Source organism: Neorhizobium sp. USDA 3394, assembly GCF_056280385.1.
The window spans coordinates 3,528,734-3,551,306 of sequence record NZ_JBWCDU010000001.1; the positions used below are offsets into that span (position 1 = coordinate 3,528,734).

The 22,573-nt window shown below is 62.2% G+C and carries 24 protein-coding genes; 11 read left to right on the plus strand and 13 right to left on the minus strand.

Annotated elements, in window-relative coordinates; all coding sequences use genetic code 11:
* Positions 1-90 precede the first annotated feature (90 nt).
* The 4 genes from ACZ9EJ_RS17495 (at position 91) to ACZ9EJ_RS17510 (ending at position 2,912) form a co-directional block, all read left to right on the plus strand.
* Entirely contained in the window at positions 91-804 is a 714-nt protein-coding gene (locus ACZ9EJ_RS17495; protein ID WP_046639641.1) for a DUF1045 domain-containing protein, read from the plus strand.
* Complete coding sequence (locus ACZ9EJ_RS17500) at positions 801-1,940, plus strand: alpha-D-ribose 1-methylphosphonate 5-triphosphate diphosphatase (protein ID WP_046639640.1); 1,140 nt, start codon at positions 801-803, stop codon at positions 1,938-1,940. Before ACZ9EJ_RS17495 ends, ACZ9EJ_RS17500 begins: the two co-directional genes overlap by 4 nt.
* The gene (gene phnN, locus ACZ9EJ_RS17505; RefSeq protein WP_046639639.1) at positions 1,940-2,539 is read left to right on the plus strand and encodes a phosphonate metabolism protein/1,5-bisphosphokinase (PRPP-forming) PhnN; all 600 of its coding nucleotides are present in this window, start codon (positions 1,940-1,942) and stop codon (positions 2,537-2,539) included. Before ACZ9EJ_RS17500 ends, phnN begins: the two co-directional genes overlap by 1 nt.
* 76 nt (positions 2,540-2,615) lie before the next feature.
* Positions 2,616-2,912, plus strand: a complete 297-nt coding sequence (locus ACZ9EJ_RS17510; protein WP_046634086.1) for a hypothetical protein — start codon at positions 2,616-2,618, stop codon at positions 2,910-2,912.
* Between the two features lie 8 nt (positions 2,913-2,920).
* Here the strand turns inward: ACZ9EJ_RS17510 and polA are convergent, their stop codons facing one another.
* Positions 2,921-5,911, minus strand: a complete 2,991-nt coding sequence (polA, locus tag ACZ9EJ_RS17515) for a DNA polymerase I (protein ID WP_046639638.1) — start codon at positions 5,909-5,911, stop codon at positions 2,921-2,923.
* Between the two features lie 414 nt (positions 5,912-6,325).
* On the opposite strand from polA, the gene ACZ9EJ_RS17520 reads away from it, so the two are divergent.
* Positions 6,326-6,757: a MarR family winged helix-turn-helix transcriptional regulator gene (locus ACZ9EJ_RS17520; RefSeq protein ID WP_037079940.1), complete on the plus strand. Its 432-nt coding sequence runs from the start codon at positions 6,326-6,328 to the stop codon at positions 6,755-6,757.
* A 131-nt stretch (positions 6,758-6,888) separates the two neighbouring features.
* Positions 6,889-8,277, plus strand: a complete 1,389-nt coding sequence (locus ACZ9EJ_RS17525) for a M20/M25/M40 family metallo-hydrolase (RefSeq protein ID WP_046639637.1) — start codon at positions 6,889-6,891, stop codon at positions 8,275-8,277.
* A 480-nt stretch (positions 8,278-8,757) separates the two neighbouring features.
* On the opposite strand, the gene ACZ9EJ_RS17530 is transcribed toward ACZ9EJ_RS17525, so the two are convergent.
* Positions 8,758-8,967, minus strand: coding sequence for a cold-shock protein (locus ACZ9EJ_RS17530; RefSeq protein ID WP_007754264.1), 210 nt, complete (start codon positions 8,965-8,967; stop codon positions 8,758-8,760).
* A gap of 471 nt (positions 8,968-9,438) precedes the next feature.
* On the opposite strand from ACZ9EJ_RS17530, the gene ACZ9EJ_RS17535 reads away from it, so the two are divergent.
* Complete coding sequence (locus tag ACZ9EJ_RS17535; RefSeq protein ID WP_046639636.1) at positions 9,439-9,924, plus strand: YbaK/EbsC family protein; 486 nt, start codon at positions 9,439-9,441, stop codon at positions 9,922-9,924.
* Here ACZ9EJ_RS17535 and ACZ9EJ_RS17540 read toward each other — a convergent pair.
* The 7 genes from ACZ9EJ_RS17540 to ACZ9EJ_RS17570 form a co-directional block, all read right to left on the minus strand.
* On the minus strand, positions 9,921-10,292 hold the full coding sequence (locus ACZ9EJ_RS17540; protein ID WP_046634095.1) for a hypothetical protein: 372 nt from the start codon (positions 10,290-10,292) through the stop codon (positions 9,921-9,923). The genes ACZ9EJ_RS17535 and ACZ9EJ_RS17540 overlap by 4 nt on opposite strands.
* A gap of 75 nt (positions 10,293-10,367) precedes the next feature.
* Positions 10,368-10,580, minus strand: a complete 213-nt coding sequence (locus ACZ9EJ_RS17545) for a hypothetical protein (RefSeq protein ID WP_172716915.1) — start codon at positions 10,578-10,580, stop codon at positions 10,368-10,370.
* 295 nt (positions 10,581-10,875) lie between these two features.
* Complete coding sequence (locus tag ACZ9EJ_RS17550; protein ID WP_046639635.1) at positions 10,876-11,070, minus strand: hypothetical protein; 195 nt, start codon at positions 11,068-11,070, stop codon at positions 10,876-10,878.
* Between the two features lie 92 nt (positions 11,071-11,162).
* The gene (locus ACZ9EJ_RS17555; RefSeq protein WP_046634097.1) at positions 11,163-11,405 is read right to left on the minus strand and encodes a hypothetical protein; all 243 of its coding nucleotides are present in this window, start codon (positions 11,403-11,405) and stop codon (positions 11,163-11,165) included.
* Positions 11,406-11,539: 134 nt separating this feature from the next.
* Positions 11,540-11,740 carry a hypothetical protein gene (locus ACZ9EJ_RS17560; RefSeq protein ID WP_046639634.1) on the minus strand — a complete coding sequence of 67 codons (201 nt, stop codon included), beginning with the start codon at positions 11,738-11,740 and terminating at the stop codon, positions 11,540-11,542.
* 119 nt (positions 11,741-11,859) lie between these two features.
* Positions 11,860-12,042 (minus strand): hypothetical protein, encoded by a 183-nt coding sequence (locus ACZ9EJ_RS17565; RefSeq protein ID WP_037079960.1) that lies wholly within the window; start codon positions 12,040-12,042, stop codon positions 11,860-11,862.
* 149 nt (positions 12,043-12,191) lie between these two features.
* The gene (locus ACZ9EJ_RS17570; RefSeq protein WP_255736467.1) at positions 12,192-12,365 is read right to left on the minus strand and encodes a hypothetical protein; all 174 of its coding nucleotides are present in this window, start codon (positions 12,363-12,365) and stop codon (positions 12,192-12,194) included.
* A 198-nt stretch (positions 12,366-12,563) separates the two neighbouring features.
* Between ACZ9EJ_RS17570 and ACZ9EJ_RS17575 the strand changes: the two genes are divergently transcribed.
* The 3 genes from ACZ9EJ_RS17575 to dnaJ all read left to right on the plus strand — a co-directional run bounded on the left by ACZ9EJ_RS17575 (position 12,564) and on the right by dnaJ (position 18,364).
* Positions 12,564-15,035, plus strand: a complete 2,472-nt coding sequence (locus ACZ9EJ_RS17575; protein WP_046639633.1) for a transglycosylase domain-containing protein — start codon at positions 12,564-12,566, stop codon at positions 15,033-15,035.
* A gap of 196 nt (positions 15,036-15,231) precedes the next feature.
* On the plus strand, positions 15,232-17,133 hold the full coding sequence (dnaK, locus tag ACZ9EJ_RS17580) for a molecular chaperone DnaK (RefSeq protein ID WP_046634103.1): 1,902 nt from the start codon (positions 15,232-15,234) through the stop codon (positions 17,131-17,133).
* A 97-nt stretch (positions 17,134-17,230) separates the two neighbouring features.
* On the plus strand, positions 17,231-18,364 hold the full coding sequence (gene dnaJ, locus ACZ9EJ_RS17585; RefSeq protein ID WP_046639632.1) for a molecular chaperone DnaJ: 1,134 nt from the start codon (positions 17,231-17,233) through the stop codon (positions 18,362-18,364).
* 66 nt (positions 18,365-18,430) lie between these two features.
* Here the strand turns inward: dnaJ and ACZ9EJ_RS17590 are convergent, their stop codons facing one another.
* Entirely contained in the window at positions 18,431-19,414 is a 984-nt protein-coding gene (locus ACZ9EJ_RS17590; RefSeq protein WP_046639631.1) for a carbon-nitrogen hydrolase family protein, read from the minus strand.
* 204 nt (positions 19,415-19,618) lie between these two features.
* On the minus strand, positions 19,619-20,200 hold the full coding sequence (locus ACZ9EJ_RS17595) for a LysE family translocator (RefSeq protein WP_046639827.1): 582 nt from the start codon (positions 20,198-20,200) through the stop codon (positions 19,619-19,621).
* 352 nt (positions 20,201-20,552) lie between these two features.
* Between ACZ9EJ_RS17595 and ACZ9EJ_RS17600 the strand changes: the two genes are divergently transcribed.
* Positions 20,553-21,731, plus strand: coding sequence for a low temperature requirement protein A (locus ACZ9EJ_RS17600; RefSeq protein WP_046639630.1), 1,179 nt, complete (start codon positions 20,553-20,555; stop codon positions 21,729-21,731).
* Between the two features lie 15 nt (positions 21,732-21,746).
* Here ACZ9EJ_RS17600 and ACZ9EJ_RS17605 read toward each other — a convergent pair whose 3' ends face one another.
* Positions 21,747-21,953, minus strand: a complete 207-nt coding sequence (locus ACZ9EJ_RS17605; RefSeq protein WP_046634112.1) for a SlyX family protein — start codon at positions 21,951-21,953, stop codon at positions 21,747-21,749.
* A complete protein-coding gene (locus tag ACZ9EJ_RS17610) occupies positions 21,946-22,503 on the minus strand; it encodes a cupin domain-containing protein (RefSeq protein WP_046639629.1) in 558 nt (185 codons plus the stop codon). The genes ACZ9EJ_RS17605 and ACZ9EJ_RS17610 overlap by 8 nt, the downstream gene beginning before the upstream one ends.
* Positions 22,504-22,573 lie beyond the last annotated feature (70 nt).

The following is a 22,573-nucleotide window of genomic DNA, read 5'->3' on the forward strand; positions in this document are numbered from 1 at the left end:
GTCATGGAAATCTTTTAGCCGAAGGTCCTGTTTCGCGGGCCGGCAGACAGGTAAGGTCGGCCGGCCTTCTCCTGATTCCGGAATCCCGCTTTGCGCTACGCTCTCTATTTTTCGCCCGCTGAAAACCATCCGCTGACGAAAGCGGCAGCGCGTTGGCTCGGCCGCGACGCCTTCACCGCCGAAACGTTTCCGACGCCAGATGTCGAAGGCCTGCCCCGCGAAGCCGTGCATGAACTGACCGCCGATCCGCGCCGCTACGCTTTTCACGCGACGCTCAAGGCACCCTTCGAACTGCATCCGGACCGGACGGAAGCCGAGTTGCTCAGGGCCGTCGAGCGCTTTGCCGCAGAGACCACGGCGTTCGACATCCCGAACATCATCGTCGGCCAGTTGGGGCGGTTCTTCGCGCTGGTTCCCGATACCATTTACCCCGAGCTCCAGCACTACGCCGGACGCGTCGTCGAAGAGTTCGAACATTTTCGCGCGCCGCTGACGGAGGCCTATATCGCACGGCGCAACCCTGATATGCTGAGTTCCGCCCAGCGCGCCAATCTCGACCGCTGGGGTTATCCCTATGTCATGGACGAGTTCCGCTTCCACATGACGCTGACGGGCCAAGTCCCGCCCGAGCAGGCGCCCATCATGCGCCGCGAACTCGACCGCCGCTTCGCCGATTTCGCAAACGCGCCGCTGGCTGTCGATGGGCTCGCCATCTTCGTGGAGCCGGAGCGCGGCGCACCCTTCATCGCCCATCGCTGGCTTCCGCTGGCGCCCGCCTTCGAAAACAGAAAGACCGCATCATGACCGCCGAACTCGTGCTCACCAATGCCCGCATCGTGCTCGAGGACAGCGTGATCTCCGGTTCCGTCCAGATCCGGAACGGCAGGATCACCGATATCTCGGAAGGCAATGTCCATAGCGGCGAGGATTTCGAGGGTGACTACCTGATCCCGGGCCTCGTCGAACTTCATACCGACCATCTGGAACAGCATTACTCGCCGCGCCCGGGCGTGCGCTGGAACACCACTGCGGCGATCCAGGCTCATGACGCACAGATTGCCACCTCCGGCATCACCACGGTCTTCGACTGCCTGCGCATGGGCGCCGACGAGGACGGCGGCTTTGCCCATGGCGAGATGCGCGCCATGGCGGATGCGATTGCCGCCGCCGGCGCCTACGGCCGCCTGCGCTCCGAACATTTCCTGCATCTGCGCTGCGAAGTCTCCGCCGACAATTGCATGGAGCATTTCGTCGACTTCGAGAACGATCCGCATGTGCGGCTCGTCTCGCTGATGGATCATGCGCCAGGGCAGCGGCAGTTCCAGACGATGGATCAATACACGCTCTACTACCAGAAGAAGCGCGGCCTCAGCGACGAGGCATTCGCCGCCTTCGTGGCCAAACGCCAGGAAGAATCCGCACGCAACGCGACACCGCACCGCGCGGCGATCTCCAAGGTCTGCGCCGAGCGTGGCATCACCGTCGCAAGTCATGACGACGCGACCCTCTCGCATGTGGACGAGGCGATCGACAATGGCGTCCGGCTTGCGGAATTCCCGACCAGCTTCGACGCGGCAAAGGCTTCGCACCAAGCAGGCATGAGCGTGCTGATGGGGGCGCCGAACATCGTTCGCGGCAAGTCGCATTCCGGCAATATCGCCGCTCGCGACCTTGCCGAGCGCGGCGTGCTCGACGTGCTCTCCTCCGACTACGTGCCGCTCAGCCTGCTGCATGCGCCCTTCGTGCTTGCCTCGGAAGTTGAAAGCATCTCCCTGCCCAAGGCGCTCGCCATGGTGACATCCACCCCTGCCCGCACCGTCAGCCTCGACGACCGGGGCCGGATCGCGACTGGTCTGCGCGCCGATATCGTCCGCGTCCACCACGAAGAGGGGGTTCCCGTCTCCCGCGCCGTCTGGCGGGAAGGCCGGCGGGTCGCCTGATGGACGCCAAGCCGACAACAACGGGACCTGGACCCGGCGGCTGCATGGTCGCGGTCGTCGGCCCGAGCGGGGCTGGCAAGGACACGCTGATGGCCTATGCCGCCCGGTTCCTCGAAGGTCGCGATGATGTCGTCTTCGTACGACGCGTCATTACCCGCAACGCTGCCGCCGGCGGTGAAGACCATGATGGCGTTTCCGAAGCGGAATTCGAGGCTCTGGAACAGGCCGGCCGTTTTGCCGTCTCCTGGGGTGCTCATGGCCTGCGATACGGCATCCCTGTCGAGACGAAGGAGGCCGTGGCTCAAGGCCGGCTGGTCATCGCCAACGGCTCACGTTCCGCACTTGCCCGGTTCAAGGATGTTTACCCGTCGCTGGTGGTCATCAACATCACCGCCAGCCTCGACGTGCTCGCGGCCCGGCTCGAAGCGCGCGGACGGGAAACCCGCGAGGAGATACTTCGGCGTCTCGAACGCAGTTCGCTTGCCGTGACCGGCGACTACCCTGTCGTGACGATCGACAATAGCGGATCGCTCGAAGACGCCGGCAGGGCCTTGGTCGAGGCGCTCAAAGGTTGCTTTGCGAGCCACCGGATTGGTTAGCGAAAAACGTTCGATCGTCCTTTAAAGTCCCTGAGCCGGCTCTATGTGCCTTTCCTATATTAGGAAAGGAAAAATCATGAGCCAGAGCAAGCCGCGCGAAGGGCAACATCCCGATGGGGCAACCGCCGTCGATCTGGAAGCGCGCGTCGTCGTTCTGGAAATCGTGTCGATGACGGCATTGGCGCTTGCCATGGACACGTCCGAGAACGCAGACATCGAGCACGCCCGCGGGATCAGCAACCTCGTTCTCGAAGCGGTGCACCAACGCTGTCACGAGATGAACATGCCGGAAGATACCCGGCTCACCGCCTGCACCTATGCGGACGAGCTGCTTTCGACCGCTCTTCTATCTCTCTATCCGAAGGGACACTGAGCCCAAGCTCAATGCGCTTCGTCCCAATTGCTGGCGGCGCGGGCATCGACCTTCAGCGGCACCCGCATCGAGATCGCCGGCATGGCCGCCTGTTCCATGGTCGAGATGATCACCGGCAAGGTCCTGTCGATCTCTTCATCCTCAACCTCGAAGATCAGTTCGTCATGCACCTGCAGCAGCATGCGGGCTCTTCCGTTCAGCCCCGCCGTTTCCAGCGCCGGTTCCATCTTCGCCATCGCTCGGCGGATGATGTCGGCTGCCGAACCCTGGATCGGCGCGTTGATCGACGCACGTTCGTTGAAGGCGCGCACCGAAGGGTTGGAGGACTTGATCTCCGGATAATGTGCCCTGCGGCCGAAGATCGTCTCGACGTAACCGTTCTCGCGGGCGAAGGTCTTGGTGCTTTCCATGTAGTCGCGAATGCCCGGGAAGCGCTCGAAATACTTCTTGATGTAATCGCCCGCTTCCGAACGTTCGATCGACAGCTGGTTGGCGAGCCCGAAGGCGGAAATGCCGTAGATGATGCCGAAGTTGATCGCCTTGGCGCGGCGGCGTACTTCGCTCGGCATGCCTTCCACCGGCACGCCGAACATTTCCGAAGCGGTCATCGCGTGGATGTCGATCCCATCCGCAAAGGCCTGGCGCAGCTGCGGAATGTCGGCCACATGGGCCAGCACGCGCAGCTCGATCTGGCTGTAGTCGGCGGAAACCAGCTTGTGGCCGGGCGTCGTGATGAAGGCGGTGCGGATCTTGCGGCCTTCCGCCGTGCGCACCGGAATGTTCTGCAGGTTCGGCTCGGAGGAAGACAGGCGGCCGGTCGTCGTCGAGGCCAGCGCATAGGAGGTATGGACCCGCTTCGTCTCGGGATGGACGTAACCCGGCAGCGCATCCGTATAGGTGGATTTCAGCTTGGTGAGCTGGCGCCAGTCGACGATCTTGCGCGGCAGGGGATGACCCTCGGCGGCCAGATCTTCCAACACGCTGGCCGAGGTCGACCACTGGCCGGTCTTGGTCTTGGCGCCGCCCGGCAGGCCCATCTTGCCGAACAGGATGTCGCCGAGCTGCTTCGGCGAACCGATGGTGAATTTTTCGCCCGCCAGTTCGTAGATCTCGTCTTCTAAGGCGGCGGCCCGCTGGGCAAGCTCGCCGGAAAGCCTCGACAGGATCTGCCGGTCGATGGTGATGCCGCGCTCTTCCATGCGGGCGAGCACGGAGACCAGCGGCCGCTCCAGCCGCTCATAGATGCGCGTCAGCCCCGCGGCCGCCAGCTGCGGTTTTAGCACCATCCACAGGCGCAACGTCACATCGGCGTCTTCCGCCGCATAGGCGGTCGCCTTGTCGATATCGACGAAATCGAAGGTGACGCCGGCCTTTCCGCTGCCGGCGACTTCCTTGAAGGTAATCGGCTTGTGGTTCAGCCAGCGCTCCGACAGTGCGTCCATGCCGTGGCTCGCCTTGCCGGCCTCCAGCACATAGGACATCAGCATCGTGTCGTCGTAACCCTCGACGGTGATGCCGTGACGCCTCATCAGCAGGTAATCGAACTTCATGTTCTGCGCCACTTTCAGGACCGACGGGTCCTCAAGCAGCGGCTTCAGGCGGGCGAGCGCATCCCTGGTCGGGATCTGGTTTTCCGCCATCCCGCCGCCGAGCAGGTCGCCGACGCCGGTCTTGTGGATGAGCGGCACATAGGCCGCGCGGACTTCAAGGCCGGACGGGCTGGCAATATTGTCCGCAAGCGCCAGCGAAAAGCCGACCAATTCCGCCTGCATCGGATCGAGCGAGGTGGTTTCCGTATCGAAGGCGACGAGGCCGGTTTCCCGCGCGGCCTTGATCCAGTCGTCCAGCACTGTGAGGTCGCGGATGGTCACGTAGCAGTTCGGATCGAGCTTCGCATTGGCAAAGGCGTCTATGCGGGTCTTGGCAAATTCCGAAGGCGTGGCTTCACTGGTGCCCTTGGCGACCGGCGCCTTGGCCGGATTGGCGGGCGCTTCGGCCGCCGCCTCGCCGGTATCGACCGCGGGCGACCCGCCGGCATCGAGATCCGGGCCTCGGGCGGCCTGACCCCATTCGACATTCACGACGGCGGGTTCGATGGCATCGGCATCGCAGTTGCAGGCGGCGGCGACACGGCGCGTCAGCGTGCCGAATTCCATGGTCTTCAGGAAGGCGACCAGTTTCGGCCCGTCCTGCGGCTCCAGCACCAGCGCATCGAGATCCAGATCAAGCGGCACATCGAGCCGCAGCGACACCAGCCGGCGCGAGAGGCGGGCCAGATCCGCATTGGCGACGATGTTCTCGCGGCGCTTCACCTGCTTGATTTCGCCGGCGCGGGCAAGCAGCGTGTCGAGATCGCCGAACTCTTCGAGAAGCTGGGCCGCCGTCTTCGGGCCGATGCCCGGAATGCCCGGTACGTTGTCGACCGAATCGCCGACCATCGCCTGCAGGTCGATCATCTTTTCCGGCGGCACGCCCCATTTCTCGATGACGTCCGGAATGCCGATCTGCTTGTCCTTCATGCTGTCATACATATGGACGTTCGGCGTCACGAGCTGCATCAGGTCCTTGTCGGACGAGACGATGGTCACATCGGCGCCGGTCGCTTCCGCCTGGCGGGCATAGGTCGCGATGATGTCGTCAGCCTCGAAACCTTCGGTCTCGATGCAGGGCAGGTTGAAGGCGCGGGTCGCCTGGCGGATCAGGCCGAACTGCGGGATCAGCTCTTCCGGCGGCGCCGAACGGTTGGCCTTGTAGGCGTCGTATAGGTCCTTGCGGAAGGTTTTCGCGGAATAGTCGAAGATGACGGCGAAATGGCTGGGCGTCACGCCGACCGAGGTGTCGCGCGCATCGGTCAGCAGCTTCCACAGCATGTTGCAGAAGCCGGAGACGGCGCCGACCGGCAGGCCGTCGGATTTGCGGGTGAGCGGCGGCAGCGCATGGAAGGCGCGGAAAATGAAGCCGGAACCGTCGATAAGGAAAAGATGATCGCCTTTTTTCATGGCGCAAGGAATAGCGTGGGGCATTTGATCCGTCCACGAAAACTTGAGCGCCGCGAGGCCTCCGACCCCTCACCGGAACGTTACCGATTTGTAATATGCCTTTCTCTTGAAAACCCCGGTTCGGCCCCACATTTTCTAATCACCGGCGATTGATCACGCCGCAGTCTGGCAGCCGGCCTGTCCCCCGCCGAACCAGACCGGACAAAGGCCTATCCCCCTCTCCGGGCCTTTGTCCTTCCATCAGAACCGCCACGGCTGTCCCCTCCCTGCCGTGGCGGTTTTTTATTGCCCTTTCGCAGGAAAGACTTGTCATTTCCCCCATATTCGCACAGGCTTGGCGAAAGCATGGCGTGCGATATATCTGGCAGATATTGCTCGCAAACGGGCTCGTTCAGGGAGGGATGAAGACCAGCCATGGGATTCGACCGCTCGCATTCGGCGACATACCTGGCGGGCCAACTCGCCAAAGGCTTTGCGCGCTCCTTGCAGAAGCGGGCCATGGTGCTTGGCTTTTCTCCCGGTCAGTTTCCCGTCCTGCTCGAACTCTGGCAGGAAGACGGCCTCACGCAGAAGCAGCTCCTCGACAAGCTGGAAGTCGAACAGGCGACGCTCGCCAACACGCTCGCCCGCATGGAGCGCGACGGGCTGATCCAGCGCACCCCCCATCCGAACGACCGTCGTGCTCAGATCATCACGCTGACCCCGCTCGGCCGCGAACTGGAAGTCCAGGCCGTGGAAGCTGCCTCCGAGGCGGATGCCGCCCTGTTCTCAGGCTTTCGTCGCTTCGAGCGCGAGTTGATGATCGAGTACATGCGCATGATCGTCGAGAACGCCCGCAAGATTTGAAGCCAGCGGCTTCGCGTCTTTGCCATTGTCTCCGCGGCCCCTGACTTGCTAACAAGGTCGGACATCCGAAACGATGGGCCGCTTCCCGCCTCCTGGGCTCAAGGGTCTCGCATTTCAAAGACAGGATTCCCATGACCGATCTTTCCTCCGTCCTCGACCGCGCCGACCAGAATCTTCCCGCAAGCCTGGAGCGCCTGTTCGGCCTCGTCCGCATCAAGTCGATATCCACCGATCCCGCCTTCAAGCCGGATTGCCGCAAGGCGGCCGAATGGCTGGTTTCGGAACTGAAGGATCTCGGTTTCGAGGCGTCGGTTCGTGATACGACCGGCCACCCGATGGTCGTCGGTCATCACCCGGGCGCCAGCGCCGACGCGCCGCATGTGCTCTTCTACGGTCACTACGACGTCCAGCCGGTCGATCCGATCGAGCTCTGGGAGGACGATCCCTTCGACCCCAAGGTCAAGGATCTCGGTGCCGGCCGCAAGGTGGTGACGGGCCGCGGCGTTGCCGATGACAAGGGCCAGCTGATGACCTTCGTCGAAGCCTGCCGGGCCTACAAGGATGTGCACGGCTCGCTGCCGGTGCGTGTCACCATTCTCTTCGAGGGCGAGGAAGAATCCGGCTCGCCGTCGCTGAAGCCGTTTCTCGATGCGAATGCCGCCGAGCTGAAGGCCGATTACGCACTCGTCTGCGATACCGGCATGTGGGATGCGGATACGCCGGCGATCACCGCTTCGCTGCGCGGCCTGGTCGGCGAGGAAGTCATCGTCACGGCCGCCAACCGCGACCTTCATTCCGGCATGTATGGCGGCGCTGCCGCGAACCCGATCCAGATCCTGTCGAAGATCCTCGCAGGCCTGCATGACGATACCGGCCGCGTGACGCTCGAAGGCTTCTACGACGGCGTGGAGGAGACACCGTCCAACATCAAGGCCGCCTGGGAAAGCCTGGTCGCCGGTCGCGACGATTTTCTCGGCGAAGTCGGTCTGTCGGAACTGGCCGGCGAAAAGGGCCGTTCGCTGCTCGAACTCATCTGGGCGCGGCCGACCTGCGAATTCAACGGTATCAGCGGCGGTTACGAGGGTCAGGGCTTCAAGACCGTCATCGCGTCGAAGGCCTCGGCCAAAGTGTCCTGCCGTCTCGTCGGAGGCCAGGATCCTGAAAAGATCCGCGAGAGTTTCCGCGCCTATGTGCGCTCGAAGATTCCGGCCGATTGCACGGTCGAGTTCCTGAAGCATGGCGGCTCGCCGGCGATCCAGCTCGGTTACGATTCGCCGGTGCTGACCAAGGCGAAGACGGCGCTTTCGGAAGAGTGGCCGAAGCCGGCGCTGGTCGTCGGCGTCGGAGGATCGATCCCGATCGTCGGCGATTTCCAGAAGACGCTCGGCATGGAATCGCTGCTGGTGGGCTTCGGCCTCAGCGACGACCGCATCCACTCGCCGAATGAAAAATACGACCTGCGCTCCTTCCACAAGGGTATCCGCTCGTGGGCGCGCATCATCGCCGCGCTGGCGGACTGACCCCAGAAGGCCTGAAACCGAGAAGGGCCTGACGCGTCTCCGCGCCAGGCCCTTAAAAACAAAAAGGCCGGGCAAGCCCGACCTTTCCACTCCCATTCACTGGTGCCAGTACATCCGTGGTCACTCGAAATGGGACAAGCATTTCCGACGCGGCCGCTCTTCGACCTTTTCAGATCACTGCGGCTCTAGCGGTCATCGTCCCTCGGTTAAGTAAACATCCCGTTAACGCGGATATGAAAACTGCCTTGAGACGGCACGGTCGCCCGTATTTGCCGTAACACACATGCTCGCTGAAGCTTTTGGAGCCCCGAGCATGCGGTGCGTCGGAAACGCTATTGAACCCTAGATGGGAGCTGCGGTTTTCGTTTACAAGAGGCCAAACTTAGAATCGCTCTAAACAATGAAACGACTCGGTCCAGAAAAGCAGAAAGGCCGGACAAGCCGGCCTTTCGCGAGTTCGACAGCGAGGTCTTCAGCAGATCATGCGCCCTGGAGGCGGTCTGCGGAAACCTTGCCAGAACGCTTGTCGCTGACGAGTTCGTAGGAGATCTTCTGACCGTCCTTGAGCTGGCCGAGACCAGCGCGCTCAACGGCGGAGATGTGAACGAAAACGTCCTGCGAACCGTCGTCAGGCTGAATGAAGCCGTAGCCCTTGGTTGCGTTGAACCACTTTACAGTACCGGTAGCCATAACGATGCCTTTCCCTTGCAAATATGACCGACTATTCCACGCTCGAGCGCCTGGAACGTTGAAGTTTCGTATTTGAAGAGAGATCGTCGCAAACGCCGCGAGGCGCATAGTGCTGGCTATCAAACAAATATCGATGGCGAACCAGATAATGGCTCCGGTCAAAAAGGTCAAGATCGGGAAAATTACGGCTAGCTTTCGAAAGCGAAATAGCCAGCGATTTCAAGGCGCGTAAAACAGAAAACCCGGCGCGGGAGGAGGTGCGCCGGGTTTCCGATACTGACCAACAACTGGGAGGAGGAGGTGTTGTCGGTCCCATCGGGGGCGCTGGGAGGAGGAGTGCGCCCGTCGATGATCTAAACATAGAGGATCTGAGCTTAAAAAACAGTCACGATATCGCAGTGCAGCATTGCAAATCTCGCATGGCTTGATTGCCCACTTGCGGCGCGCCGTATCCTGCGTCAATTTCCGGCCATGAGTCTCGAATCCGTCCGCGCCTTTTTCGCCGCCAACGCGCCCGATGTCCACGTCATCATTACCGAGGAAAGCTCGGCCACCGTGCCGCTTGCCGCCGCCGCTCACGGGGTGTCGCCCGAACAGATCGCCAAGACGATCTGCCTGCGCGCCGGCGAAATCACCATGCTTGTGGTGATCTCGGGAACCAGCCGACTGGACAACCGCAAATTCCGGGATCATTTCGGCGCCAAGCCGCGCATGCTCGGCGGTAGCGAGACGGCCGAGATCACCAGCCATCCCATCGGCGGCGTGTGCCCGTTCGGACTGCCCTCCCCGATCCCGATCTATTGCGACGTGTCGCTTCGGAGATTCCCGGAAGTCGTGCCGGCGGCCGGCGCCATCAATGCCGCTGTGCGCATCAGTCCCGACCGTATGGCGGACCTGACCGCAGCGACCTGGGTCGATGTCGGTCAGGATCCGGTTTCGGGTGGCGATGCCGCTTAAAGGCGCCCGCTCAGATAGCGGTCATACCAGGCATGCTTGTTTTCCGCCGAAGCGGTCGCAACCACGTAGCCGATCGCAAAACCGATTGCGCCGATCAGGGTGAACAGCGTCGTGGTGGCTGCGGGATGTTCGCGGATGGTACCGGCGACCGAGCTTGCCTCGTGCTGGACATAGCTCGCGGCACTGCCGGCCCGCTCGGCGACCTTGTCATAGGCAGCGCCGGTCTTTTCGGCGAGCATCTCGCGCAGATTGGCGATCTCGGAACGAAGCGTCGCAATCTCGGTCCGGACGTTTTCGCTGGGTTCGTGGTCGAAAGAGGGCGTATCCGACTTCGCGGGTGTATTCAGGTTTCTGATTGGCTCTGCCATTACCGGCCTCCTTGAGTTGATCGAGAGACCGTTCAACTGCCGAAGGACTGATAGGTTCCTCGTTTAAAGCAGAACCTATCGGCTTTTTGCCAGCGCCTCGGCCAGCGCCGAGAGCTTCTGCTTGTCGTCCGAGCCCTTTTGAAGGGAGTTCACCAGGATCAGTGCGAGCGCCTCCGCATCAGGGCTCGCCTTGTCGATCTGGTGTTCGGCGCAAGCCTGGTCAAAGACCTGCTGCAGCAAGCTGAGCTGGTCGGGATTGACAGGATTTCTAACCATCTGTGTAGGCATATAACCCTCCCGATCATACGGCGCCCGACCGGCGGACCATTTCCCTCGCCCTGCTCAGCAATGGCGGCTGGAGAAAATACCAGCGGCCTTCTATTGCGACAGACTTGCGCCGGCCTTGTCGGCGCCCGAGGACAAAAAGGTCTACAAGCCACAGGAGCGAGGATTTTGAGCCTTGGCTAATAAATTGACAATAACAATAATAGACGGGTGCAATATAAGGGTGGACCCGTACGGGTTACTACCTATACGGGTCCAACAAGTGTCCACAGACGATGCATGAAGCTCCAACCTCGGCTTATGCCATGCCCGCCGGATCGCCGGTTGGCATAAGCGCGGGATCGAGTGTCGGATCCTGCGGGTTCTTGGTGTCGCTAGGATCCTGTGCAGGCGTCAATGGCGGTTTTTCCTGGGTCCGGTTGGGGATACCGCCCGCCGGTGTCGGCCCGCGCGGCTGAGGGCTCGGGGTCATTATGGGGTCTCGATTGGGCATGATGGTCTCCTTTTAATGTCAGGAAACCAACGACTGAAGCCGACCACGGTTCCGGGAACTGCCCGTATTTCGAAGAAATACCTCGCTCGCCTTCAGCGATACCAGCGACGGTCGCGAGAAGCGGACGACACGCCGAGCATATAGCCGATCGCTAGGCCCAGCAGGCCGATGACGGCAATTGCCGAGCCGGTAGCGGCCGGATGATCGACGGCATGAGCGGCCACCATGCCCGCCTCGTCCTTGACATGATGAACAGCAGATTTCGTGCGGGCGACAACGCCGGTCTCTTCGGCGACATCGCCGGTAAAACCGGCTGCGAGAGGTTTTTTGGCCATGGGAGTCTCCTTTTCGGGAACAACACCCAAACGGAACGCGAGGTTCCGTCTCCAGCTTCCCATCTCGAAGGGCAGGCCCTTTATCTGAAGGCGAATGAGCCCGCGCCGACGAGAAGCCGGCGCGGGCAGAAAGATTATTCGGTGACTTTAGCCTGTCCTTCGGACTGCTTCAGCACGACGGCTTCCTCGCGCGGGTCCATTTTCGGAGCCGCAATGCTTGCCGTGGTGATGTCCTTGTCCACCGTGGCGGAAGCCGTGACGTGGCCGGCGCATTCCGCAAGAGCTGCGGTGGACGACAGGCCGATCACGGCGGCGATTACGAGAACTGTCTTCATGCCATTCTCCTTCGCTGTGGTTGCGGTCGCCAAGTTAGCCCGCAACGCGATGAACCCGAAATCACGAATTCGCGTTTCGAGCTGCCATCATACTGCCTGTTTTTCGTCGCCTGCCGCGATTACATCAGCTTTGAAAGGGTTTCGCGGTTGACGAATATATCGGTCTTTCCGGCCTCATAGGCGGGGTGACTGAATTCCAGCACCCCCCTTTCAGGCATTTCAAGCGCCTGCTTGACGGTGACCAGACCAACCGGGACACGCTGGTCGCCGTTCCGGACGACTGCCTCAACGATTTTCTGCATATCCTCCCCTCCTCCAAGGTCGAATCCGTCGTAACGCGGATCTTGTCTCCATGTTCCATCAGGAATCGGATTTTTTTAAGGTTGGATACGGTATCGGGCAGCTTTTATGACGGAGGCCAACGCCCGGCATAACAGGGCGTTGCGGCATCTCAATGAAGGTCCAGCGGCAGCTGGATGCCTTTGGGAATGGTCGGGCGTCGCTGGTTGGCGATCTGTATCTTCTGAAACGTCTCTTGCCGCCGCTGTGCTTCAGCCTCGCGCAGGGCCCTCGATGCCGCGACCGCGGCCATTGCACGTTCGATCACCTGTTCGGTTCTGCTCATCAGCACCCTCCAAATGTTCTCTATTTGTTCTCATAAATAGAGATGGAAGTCAAGCGGTTCAAGAAGTAACAGCCGATAAACCATTCCTTTACGCCTCCTTAAATCGCCGCATTTAGAGTCCAGCCAAAGCTTGGGCGATCAGACATTCGAGTAACAGCCTGTTTTGGCAGGCGCGTAACGGGGGTATGCCGGCTCACCATGGCAGCCAGAGGCAGATCAGACAAACGCGTTGAACCGTCCTTCGAGGGTTCGCGACCGAGCGACGATTTCCGCCTCGACGCGGACGAACGGGTCGTGGGCAACGGCCGGCCTGGCAAACGCCCGTCGAGAACCGAAAACGAAGACCGTGACGAGCGCCCGGAACGTGCCCGTTCCTCTCGCAACAGGAAGGCTCCGCCCCGTCGCCAGGGCGGCGGGTTCTTCGCGCCGCTCCGCAGGCTCGTATACTGGTGTTTCGTGCTCGGCATATGGGCCGGCATCGCCGTCGGCGGGCTGGTGCTTTATTACGGCGCGAAAATGCCGGCCGCCAGCACCTGGTCGATCCCGGATCGTCCGCCGAACATGAAGATCACCGCAGTCGATGGCTCGGTCGTCGCCAATCGCGGCTCGACCGGCGGTGAAGCCCTGGCGCTCGAGGAAATGTCGCCCTACCTGCCGCAGGCGGTGATCGCCATCGAGGACCGCCGTTTCTATTCGCATTTCGGCGTCGATCCGCTCGGCCTGGCGCGCGCCTTGGTCAACAACCTGACCGGCCAGCCGATCCAGGGCGGCTCGACCATCACCCAGCAGCTTGCCAAGAACCTGTTCCTGTCGCCGGACCGCACGTTCGAGCGCAAGATCCAGGAAGTGCTGCTGTCCTTCTGGCTGGAACACAAGTTCACCAAGGACCAGATTCTCGCCATGTATCTGAACCGGGTGTTCTTCGGTTCGAACGCCTATGGCGTGGAGGCTGCTTCCCGGCGGTATTTCAACAAGTCTGCCCGCGACGTGAACCTCGGCGAGGCGGCGACGCTTGCAGGCCTCCTGAAAGCCCCATCCCGCCTGTCGCCCGCCCGTGATCCGAAGGCGGCTGAGGCCCGCGCCCAGGTCGTGCTCGGCACGATGCGCGAGGAAGGTTATGTCACCGACAGCGACCTCAAGACCGCCATGTCGCAGCCACCGGCCAAGGCGAAGAGCTACTGGACCGGCGCCCAGCACTATGCCGCAGACATGGTTGTCGACGAGGTGAAGAGCCTGATCGGCGAGCCGAAAGTCGACGTGACCGTCGAAACGACGCTCGACATGCGCCTAGAAGCTGCCGCCGAAAAGTCGCTTAACGATGTTCTCAAGAAGGAAGGCAGCAAGCTCAACGCCTCTCAGGCCGCCCTCGTCTCGGTCGATGCGACCGGTGCGATCCGGGCGCTGGTCGGAGGCCGCGATTATGCAACGAGCCAGTTCAACCGCGCGGTCAAGGCCAAGCGCCAGCCGGGCTCGGCTTTCAAGCCCTTCGTCTATGCCTCGGCACTCGAAGCCGGCGCCCGGCCGGACTCGATGGTCAACGACGCGCCGGTCAAGATCGGCAACTGGTCGCCGGAAAATTTCGACGAAAAGTACCGCGGTCCCGTAACGCTCGCCTCGGCCTTCGCGCAGTCGCTGAATACGGTCGCCGCACAGCTCGTCATGCAGGTCGGCCCGGACAAGGTGGTAAGCCTCGCGCACCGGCTCGGCATCGATTCCGATATCCAGGCGAATGCCTCGATCGCGCTCGGCACCTCGGAAGTCTCGCTGGTCGAGCTGACCTCGGCCTATGCGTCGTTCATGAACGGCGGCTACAAGGCGACCCCGCATATCGTCAAACGCATCACCGATCCGGACGGCAAGGTGCTTTACGAGGCCGATTACGCCAACCCGCCGCGCGTGCTCAGCGAGCCGGTGGCGGCGACGATGAACGGCATGATGAACCGCGTCATCAACGAGGGTACCGGCAAGGCCGCGAAGATCGACGGTTGGCAGGCAGCCGGCAAGTCGGGCACCACCCAGTCGTTCCGCGATGCGCTGTTCGTCGGTTATACCAGCATCATGACGACCGGCATCTGGGTCGGCAACGACGACGGCGCCTTCATGAAAAAGGTGACCGGCGGCGGACTTCCGGCAAAAGCCTGGAAGGAATACATGACGGCGGCGATGAAGGGTTATACGCCGACGCCGCTGTTCGGCACCGGGCGCGGCCTCGATCTGCCGCCGCCTGCCGCCCAGCCGGATTCACCCTCGACGACGATCGGCGACATCATTTCCGGCATCCTGCCGGGCGCCCGCCAGGCTCCGGAACCGCCCGCCGATTACCCGCCGGCGCCGCGCCCTCCCGCCCAGGATTCTGCCTCGATCGAACGGGAACCTGCCCGCGTGCGGCCGGTCTACGGCGACAGCCAGGGATACGACAACAGGGACAACAGACAGATCTACGACAATCGGCAGATCTATGGCGACCGCGGCCGTCGGGGAGAGGTGATACCGCCTGGCGACGTCCCGGTCCGCGACTATCGCCAGTATCGCGGCCCCTATGATTCGTCTGCTCCGGTGCCTCCCGGAGCGATCGGCGGCGGCCCCGTTCCGCCCGGCGACGTCGGCATTGCGGGCCCCGGAGGCCAGGCCCGACAGACCACGCTTTTCGACTTGATCATGGGTCAGTGAAGCGTATTCGCAGTATTGCTCGGCAAAGTCTTCTTTTTGCTCGGATACGGGCGATTTCTCGCCTTGCAGTCCTAAAAACCCGTCCTTATATACGCCGCATGACCGCAGCCGATGCTGCGCACCATCCCAGTCGAGGAACTGTCAATGGAATGCCTTTGAGGGGTTCCGATGGTTCGCTTAAAGGAGAGAGAAGAAAATGGCAAAAGTAATTGGCATCGACCTCGGAACCACCAACTCCTGCGTCGCCATCATGGACGGCAAAGATGCGAAGGTGATCGAGAACGCCGAAGGCGCGCGTACCACGCCCTCCATGGTCGCATTTTCCGATGACGGCGAACGCCTCGTCGGCCAGCCGGCCAAGCGCCAGGCGGTGACCAACCCCACCAATACCCTCTTCGCCGTGAAGCGCCTTATCGGCCGCCGCTACGAAGATCCGACCGTCGAAAAGGACAAAGGCCTCGTTCCGTTCGATATCGTCAAGGGCGACAATGGCGATGCATGGGTCAAGGCCCAGGGCAAGAACTATTCCCCCGCACAGATTTCCGCGATGATCCTTCAGAAGATGAAGGAAACTGCCGAATCCTATCTTGGTGAGAAGGTCGAAAAGGCCGTCATCACCGTTCCGGCCTACTTCAACGACGCGCAGCGCCAGGCCACCAAGGACGCGGGCCGCATCGCCGGCCTCGAAGTTCTCCGCATCATCAACGAGCCGACCGCTGCCGCGCTCGCCTACGGCCTCGACAAGAAGGACGGCAAGACGATCGCCGTCTACGACCTTGGCGGTGGCACGTTCGACATCTCGGTTCTCGAAATCGGCGACGGCGTCTTCGAAGTGAAGTCCACCAACGGCGACACCTTCCTCGGCGGTGAAGACTTCGACATGCGTCTCGTCGAATATCTCGCAGCCGAGTTCAAGAAGGACAACGGCATCGACCTGAAGAACGACAAGCTCGCTCTGCAGCGCCTCAAGGAAGCTGCCGAAAAGGCCAAGATCGAACTCTCCTCCTCGCAGCAGACCGAAATCAACCTGCCGTTCATCACGGCTGATGCTTCCGGTCCGAAGCACCTGACCCTGAAGCTGACCCGCGCCAAGTTCGAAAGCCTGGTCGACGATCTGGTCCAGCGCACCATCGCTCCGTGCAAGGCAGCCCTCAAGGATGCCGGCGTTACCGCCGCGGAAATCGATGAAGTGGTTCTCGTCGGCGGCATGAGCCGCATGCCGAAGGTCCAGGAAGTCGTCAAGCAGCTGTTCGGCAAGGAGCCGCACAAGGGCGTCAACCCGGATGAAGTGGTCGCTCTCGGCGCCGCCATCCAGGCTGGCGTTCTGCAGGGCGACGTCAAGGACGTTCTGCTGCTCGACGTGACCCCGCTGTCGCTCGGCATCGAAACGCTCGGCGGCGTCTTCACCCGCCTCATCGACCGTAACACGACGATCCCGACCAAGAAGTCCCAGGTCTTCTCGACCGCCGAGGACAACCAGCAGGCTGTGACGATCCGCGTGTCCCAGGGCGAGCGCGAAATGGCTGCCGACAACAAGCTGCTCGGCCAGTTCGACCTCGTCGGCCTGCCGCCGTCGCCGCGCGGCATGCCGCAGATCGAAGTCACGTTCGACATCGACGCCAACGGCATCGTCCAGGTTTCGGCCAAGGACAAGGGCACCGGCAAGGAACAGCAGATCCGCATCCAGGCATCCGGCGGTCTCTCCGACGCCGAGATCGAGAAGATGGTCAAGGACGCCGAGGCCAATGCCGAAGCCGACAAGAAGCGCCGTGCCGGCGTCGAAGCCAAGAACCAGGCCGAAAGCCTCGTTCACTCGTCCGAGAAGTCGCTGAAGGAATATGGCGACAAGGTTTCCGAGACCGACCGCAAGGCGATCGAGGATGCTATCGCTTCGCTGAAGACCGCCATCGAAGCTCCCGAGCCGGATGCCGATGACATCCAGGCGAAGACGCAGACCCTGATGGAAGTGTCGATGAAGCTTGGACAGGCCATCTATGAGGCCCAGCAGGCCGAAGGCGGCGCAGGCTCCGAGGACGGCAAGGACGATATCGTCGATGCCGACTACGAGGAAGTCAAGGACGACAAGAAGTCCGCCTAATCCGCCGGTTGCCTGATGGCCAGACCTCGACCATAGTTGACTAGAGTATCCGGCTGCCTTCGTGCAGCCGGAATCCTTTCCGGAGCCGGTTACCTCCATGGCAAAAGCAGACTTTTACGAAACGCTGGGTGTCGGCAAGACGGCCGACGAGAAGGAGCTGAAAAGCGCCTTCCGCAAGCTCGCGATGAAATATCATCCCGACAAGAATCCGGGCGACGCAGAAGCGGAAAAGAAGTTCAAGGAGCTCGGCGAAGCCTACGAGACCTTGAAGGACCCCCAGAAGCGTGCGGCCTATGACCGCTTCGGCCATGCCGCCTTCGAACAGGGCGGAATGGGCGGCGGTGGCGGCGGCTTCTCGGGCGCAGGCGCGGGCGGCTTCTCCGATATCTTCGAAGACATCTTTGGCGAAATGATGGGCGGCGGGCGTGCCCGTCGGTCGTCGGGCGGTCGCGAACGCGGCGCCGATCTTCGCTACAATATGGAAATCACGCTGGAAGAAGCGTTTGCCGGCAAGACGGCGCAGATCCGGGTTCCGACCTCGATCACCTGCGACGTCTGTTCCGGTTCGGGCGCCAAGCCCGGCACGCAACCGAAGACCTGCGGCACCTGCCAGGGTTCCGGCCGCGTGCGCGCAAGCCAGGGCTTCTTCTCGGTGGAACGCACCTGCCCGACCTGCCACGGCCGCGGCCAGACGATTACCGATCCCTGCGGCAAGTGCCACGGCCAGGGCCGCGTCACCGAAGAACGTTCGCTGTCGGTCAACATCCCGGCCGGCATCGAGGACGGCACCCGCATCCGCCTGCAGGGCGAAGGCGAAGCCGGTACGCGCGGCGGACCTGCGGGAGATCTCTACATCTTCCTGTCGGTGAAGCCCCACCAGTTCTTCCAGCGCGACGGCGCCGACCTTTATTGCGCCGTGCCGATCTCGATGACGACGGCCGCCCTCGGCGGCACGTTCGACGTGGCGACGCTCGACGGAACCAAGTCCCGCGTGACGGTGCCGGAAGGCACCCAGCCGGGCAAGCAGTTCCGCCTGAAGGGCAAGGGCATGCCGGTGCTGCGATCCTCGCAGACGGGCGACCTCTACATCCAGATCCAGATCGAGACGCCGCAGAAACTCACCAAGAGGCAGCGCGAGCTGCTGCAGGAATTCGAGGAACTGTCCTCGAAGGAGAACAATCCGGAATCGACGGGCTTCTTCGCCCGGATGAAGGAATTCTTCGAGAACTGAGTTTTTGAGCCGACCCTTTGAAGCCGCTCGCAACAAGCCGTTGCGGGCGGCTTTTTCGTTGGGCGCCTAGAACGCGTCACGGCCGCCGCTGCGCGGGTCGTTCACCATATGCGGCTCATAGATGCCGGCCCGCGCCATTCGCCTCCAGGGCCGGGCGATCTCTCCCGGATTGTGGTCGATATCGACGATCGCAAGCGAGGGCGTCGCATCTGCCCGGCATTGGGCCACCCATTCGCCACTCGGAGCGGCGATCCCGGAAGGCGGCATGAAGCCGGGATAGGCGAGCACCGAGAAACTCACCCAGTATCTGTTGCTCGCCGCATGTCCCAGCGCCTCGGCCGCGAAGGCCGGCGTTGCGCCGGTGGTCGAGAACAGGACGCAATCGACATCAAGCTGCTCGTATTCCCTGAAGATTTCGGGAAAATGCGTTTCCATGCCGAGCGAGCAGCCGAAGCGGACGCCATCGACCTCGAAGGTCACCGGCGTCGAACCCGGCGTGTACATGAACGAGATCTTGGTGTTCGACAGCAGGCGCTCGTCATAGCGCGTCACCAGCTCTCCTCTGTCCGAGACGATATAGAGGCTGTTGTGCGGCCGATGCGGCTCGGTGAGTTGGTGCACGGAACCGATCACCGCGAACAGCCCGAGTTCGCGTGCCAACGCCCGCGTCGCATCCAGTTCTTCGCGCAAGACGGTCCATTCGAACCGGCTCCAGTCGGACGACCCGACCGGATCGCGGCCGGTCGAAGACATGATGCGCTTGTTGGGAGAGCAGGTCGCACCTTCGGGAAAGTGGATCACCCGGACGCTCGCCTTTTGCGCCTCGCGCATCAGGTGGCGCATCTCCTCCCCGCTTGCGCGAAGCTCGGCTGCGTTGCGGGGATCGACATAGGGAGTGGTCTGGGCCACGGCCAGGCGCACCGATCTGGCCTGCGGCCCTGGATCGTTCGGGGCAGTCTCGCGGATATGGCTGAGGGCTGCGGTATAGGATTCGCCTGTCTTTGCGGCACGGGCACGGACACGGCGCTTGAAATTTCCGTTCTGGGTCATCTTGAGCCTTTCACGTCCCGGACGGAGTTCCCCAGCAACCACATCCGAAACGGTCGGACCAAGATAGCGACCCGAGACTGAAGTCCCTTTGCCTCCGTGTCAGGACCATGCTGGGGAAGGTCCGGGGAGGTTCGGCGTAGGCCACGCAAAACGAAAGATGCCGACCCGGCCTTGATTCGTCAACTCGGGCCGAGGTCGTCTATCTCAGGCCAGCGACTGGATCGACGCGCTGGCGAGGATCATGGCGAAGAGCACGAGGCAGGCGGCAGCGATGCGGCGCACGACGATCGGCTTCACCTCGAAACGCTCGGTGTGCCGCATGAAACTGCCGAAGGCGATCCAGCCATTGGCGGCCAGGAGCACCAGTCCGGCAAACAGCGCAAGCCACGGCGCGAGTTCGGTGAGGCCGCCATGCGGCATGATGACGAGCGCGATGATCAGCGCCTTGGGGTTCAAAACCGTGGTGACGAAGACCTGGCGGATGGAAATCTCCACCGCTTCCTTCGCCTGCTTCTCGGACGTCCATAAACGATACCCCAAATAGAGCACCCAGACGCCTGCCGCGAGCTTCGCCCAGACCAGCGCCTGCGGATAGGCATCGAAGAAAGGCGCCGCAAGGGTTGCCACCGGCACGATCACCAGCAGATAGCCGCCGAGTTCGCCGGCGATCAGGGGCAGACCCTTCAGCCAGCCGCGCGCATATCCACCAAGCGCCATCAGCGTATTGGTCGGCCCTGGCGTGCAGAGAAGCAGGAGGATGGCGAGGGTAAATTCCGGAATGGTCATGCAACTGCCTGTCGAAGTGGCCGGCATGGTCCGGCCCCTCATCTCTAACAGCGTTTTCAGCACGCGGTTTGACACCCGTCAAATCAGTTAGTTTATCGGCCGCGGCATGCTGGCCGATTGGGTCGTGCCGAAGCTCGCCATGGAGACCATAACGAGCTTTGCATGGAAACGGCTGCTCACCGACCGGCCGGATATTAAGCCGGGAGAGCTCGGCCTCGTGGTTCGACACTCGTTCATGGCCTCAAGGTCAGATAAGCCTCCGGCACATCGTGCGGCCACACCTCGGCTTTCACGGACGGCGCCCTAAATAGCAGCGCGGGCCGAAATCACGTAACGCCAGCTGAGGAACCGGATGAGCGAGAGCGAGCACCACTGGCTTAGAAAGGACGATGCCCGATCGACCAAGGCGAGCTTTCCGGAGCTTTTCTTCGATCTCGTCTTCGTCTTCGCGCTGATCCAGCTTTCCGAGACGCTTGCCTCGGATTTCAGCTTCGGCATCGCCGCCGAGGCCATCCTGTTCATCTTCGCGCTCTGGTGGGTGTGGATCCACACGACCTGGGTCACGAACCTCCTCGACACCGAAATCGAACCCGTCAGGCTGCTGCTCTTCGCGCTGATGTTCTGCGGCATCGTGCTGGCCATCGCGCTGCCCAAGGCCTTCACGGACATGGGCCTCGTCTTCGCGCTCGCCTATTCGGCGATGCAGCTCATCCGCTCGCTGTTTGCGCTTTATGCGTTCCGGGGAACCGATGCCGCCTCCTTCATGACCTTCTTCCGGATCACCGCCTGGCTGGGCGTATCCAGCGCGCTGTGGATCGCCGGGGGGCTTGCGGAGCCGCAGATACGGGCAACCTTCTGGATGGCGGCCCTTGCCATCGAATATGCCGGGCCGGCGATGCGCTACTGGGTGCCGGCGATCGGCGCCTCGCCGCCCGAAACGCTCGACATCAACGGCGAACATCTGGCCGAACGCTGCGCGCTCTTCGTCATCATCGCGCTCGGTGAGACCATTGTCACCACAGGCAAGAATGCCGCGAGCCACATGGACAATGCCGGCACTCCGCTGGTGCTGTGCTTCGCGTTTCTCTCGACCATCATCATGTGGTGGATCTATTTCCATGACGGGCAGGAAAAGGCGGCCGACAAGGCGGAAGAAACCGCCGAGCCGCAGGCCACCGCCCAGCATCTCTTCACCTACGGCCACCTGCCGATCGTCGCTGGCATCATCCTCACTGCCGTCGGCGAGGATTTCAGCCTCTCGCATCCACAGGAAAAAGGCTCCTACGCCCACGCACTGGCGCTGCTCGGCGGGCCGATCCTGTTCCTCGCCGGCACGGCCTGGATGAAGACGGTCTCGTCGCGCTTCATTCCCTATTCGCATGCCGCCGGCGTCGTTCTCCTTGCCGGCTGCTTCCTGCTGGTACCTTTCATCGCCAGTTTCGCGATGCAGGTCCTCGCCACCGCGATCCTGTTTTTCGTCGCCACCTGGGAATATGTCGCGCTCAGGCGGCGCATGCCACGCGCCGCCTGAGCGGCAACCGGGCAATCAATAATGCGGCGGCCTGGTGACGGCCGGCGCTTCCAGCGAGGATTCCTCGAGCGACAGAAACCGCTCGGTCAGCCGGTCGAGCTTGGCGCGTGTCTGTTCCATCACCTTCCACTGCTCGGCGAGCTGGTCGGACAATTCCTCGATCACCTTGGTTTGGTAGGCGGCAAGCTCCTCCAGCCTGACCAGTCTTTCCTCGTCACTCACCTGTCGTTTCCTTCGCTGCTGTCTGACCGGCCTTCCAGACCCGTACCTTGTCCGGCATGCCGTCATGGTCGCCGAGCGGGCGCCGAGGCGCGTCGTCCCACCAGTCCGAACGGATCGCCTTCAGGTCGAGGTTCTTCGGATAGAACAGCCGGTTTTCGTCCTTGTTGGCCTCCCCGATGACCAAAAGGCGCACTTCCGCATCCGTGTTGTTGATGAAGGTATGAGCAATCCCCGTTCCGGCCGGGAAACCGACCGAGTCGCCCGGTTTCAGCGGATAGACCTCGCCATCCAACCAGACCTCCGGATTGCCTTCGATCACGTAGATGAATTCTTCCTCGAGTTCCTCCGCATGCGGAAAGGAGGTGCGGCGGCCGGGTGGCAGGCGATGATGATGAATGCCGAGCCGCGTGAGGCCGAACTGCCGGGCGAGCGCGGCGCCGAAGCCCATCAGCTCGTCATCACCGCGATAGTGTTTCTCCTGGGGCTTTTCCACCTCAGTCCAGTGGCGGATATGGGAAGGGCGGTCCCCGTCACGGGTCGGATCAGTCATGTCACAGGCTCCCTATGGAGCCTGCACACTAGCCGACCGGAACCGCCCGGTCCATGTTTCAGGTCGAAGA

Bases quoted from the DNA above. Each gene is read 5' to 3' on its own strand.
- ACZ9EJ_RS17500 (WP_046639640.1), top strand. From the start codon at position 801: ATGACCGCCGAACTCGTGCTCACCAATGCCCGCATCGTGCTCGAGGAC.
- phnN (WP_046639639.1), top strand. From the start codon at position 1,940: ATGGACGCCAAGCCGACAACAACGGGACCTGGACCCGGCGGCTGCATG.
- ACZ9EJ_RS17510 (WP_046634086.1), top strand. From the start codon at position 2,616: ATGAGCCAGAGCAAGCCGCGCGAAGGGCAACATCCCGATGGGGCAACC.
- polA (WP_046639638.1), bottom strand. From the start codon at position 5,911: ATGAAAAAAGGCGATCATCTTTTCCTTATCGACGGTTCCGGCTTCATT.
- ACZ9EJ_RS17520 (WP_037079940.1), top strand. From the start codon at position 6,326: ATGGGATTCGACCGCTCGCATTCGGCGACATACCTGGCGGGCCAACTC.
- ACZ9EJ_RS17525 (WP_046639637.1), top strand. From the start codon at position 6,889: ATGACCGATCTTTCCTCCGTCCTCGACCGCGCCGACCAGAATCTTCCC.
- ACZ9EJ_RS17530 (WP_007754264.1), bottom strand. From the start codon at position 8,967: ATGGCTACCGGTACTGTAAAGTGGTTCAACGCAACCAAGGGCTACGGC.
- ACZ9EJ_RS17535 (WP_046639636.1), top strand. From the start codon at position 9,439: ATGAGTCTCGAATCCGTCCGCGCCTTTTTCGCCGCCAACGCGCCCGAT.
- ACZ9EJ_RS17540 (WP_046634095.1), bottom strand. From the start codon at position 10,292: ATGGCAGAGCCAATCAGAAACCTGAATACACCCGCGAAGTCGGATACG.
- ACZ9EJ_RS17545 (WP_172716915.1), bottom strand. From the start codon at position 10,580: ATGCCTACACAGATGGTTAGAAATCCTGTCAATCCCGACCAGCTCAGC.
- ACZ9EJ_RS17550 (WP_046639635.1), bottom strand. From the start codon at position 11,070: ATGCCCAATCGAGACCCCATAATGACCCCGAGCCCTCAGCCGCGCGGG.
- ACZ9EJ_RS17555 (WP_046634097.1), bottom strand. From the start codon at position 11,405: ATGGCCAAAAAACCTCTCGCAGCCGGTTTTACCGGCGATGTCGCCGAA.
- ACZ9EJ_RS17560 (WP_046639634.1), bottom strand. From the start codon at position 11,740: ATGAAGACAGTTCTCGTAATCGCCGCCGTGATCGGCCTGTCGTCCACC.
- ACZ9EJ_RS17565 (WP_037079960.1), bottom strand. From the start codon at position 12,042: ATGCAGAAAATCGTTGAGGCAGTCGTCCGGAACGGCGACCAGCGTGTC.
- ACZ9EJ_RS17570 (WP_255736467.1), bottom strand. From the start codon at position 12,365: ATGAGCAGAACCGAACAGGTGATCGAACGTGCAATGGCCGCGGTCGCG.
- ACZ9EJ_RS17575 (WP_046639633.1), top strand. From the start codon at position 12,564: ATGGCAGCCAGAGGCAGATCAGACAAACGCGTTGAACCGTCCTTCGAG.
- dnaK (WP_046634103.1), top strand. From the start codon at position 15,232: ATGGCAAAAGTAATTGGCATCGACCTCGGAACCACCAACTCCTGCGTC.
- dnaJ (WP_046639632.1), top strand. From the start codon at position 17,231: ATGGCAAAAGCAGACTTTTACGAAACGCTGGGTGTCGGCAAGACGGCC.
- ACZ9EJ_RS17590 (WP_046639631.1), bottom strand. From the start codon at position 19,414: ATGACCCAGAACGGAAATTTCAAGCGCCGTGTCCGTGCCCGTGCCGCA.
- ACZ9EJ_RS17595 (WP_046639827.1), bottom strand. From the start codon at position 20,200: ATGACCATTCCGGAATTTACCCTCGCCATCCTCCTGCTTCTCTGCACG.
- ACZ9EJ_RS17600 (WP_046639630.1), top strand. From the start codon at position 20,553: ATGAGCGAGAGCGAGCACCACTGGCTTAGAAAGGACGATGCCCGATCG.
- ACZ9EJ_RS17610 (WP_046639629.1), bottom strand. From the start codon at position 22,503: ATGACTGATCCGACCCGTGACGGGGACCGCCCTTCCCATATCCGCCAC.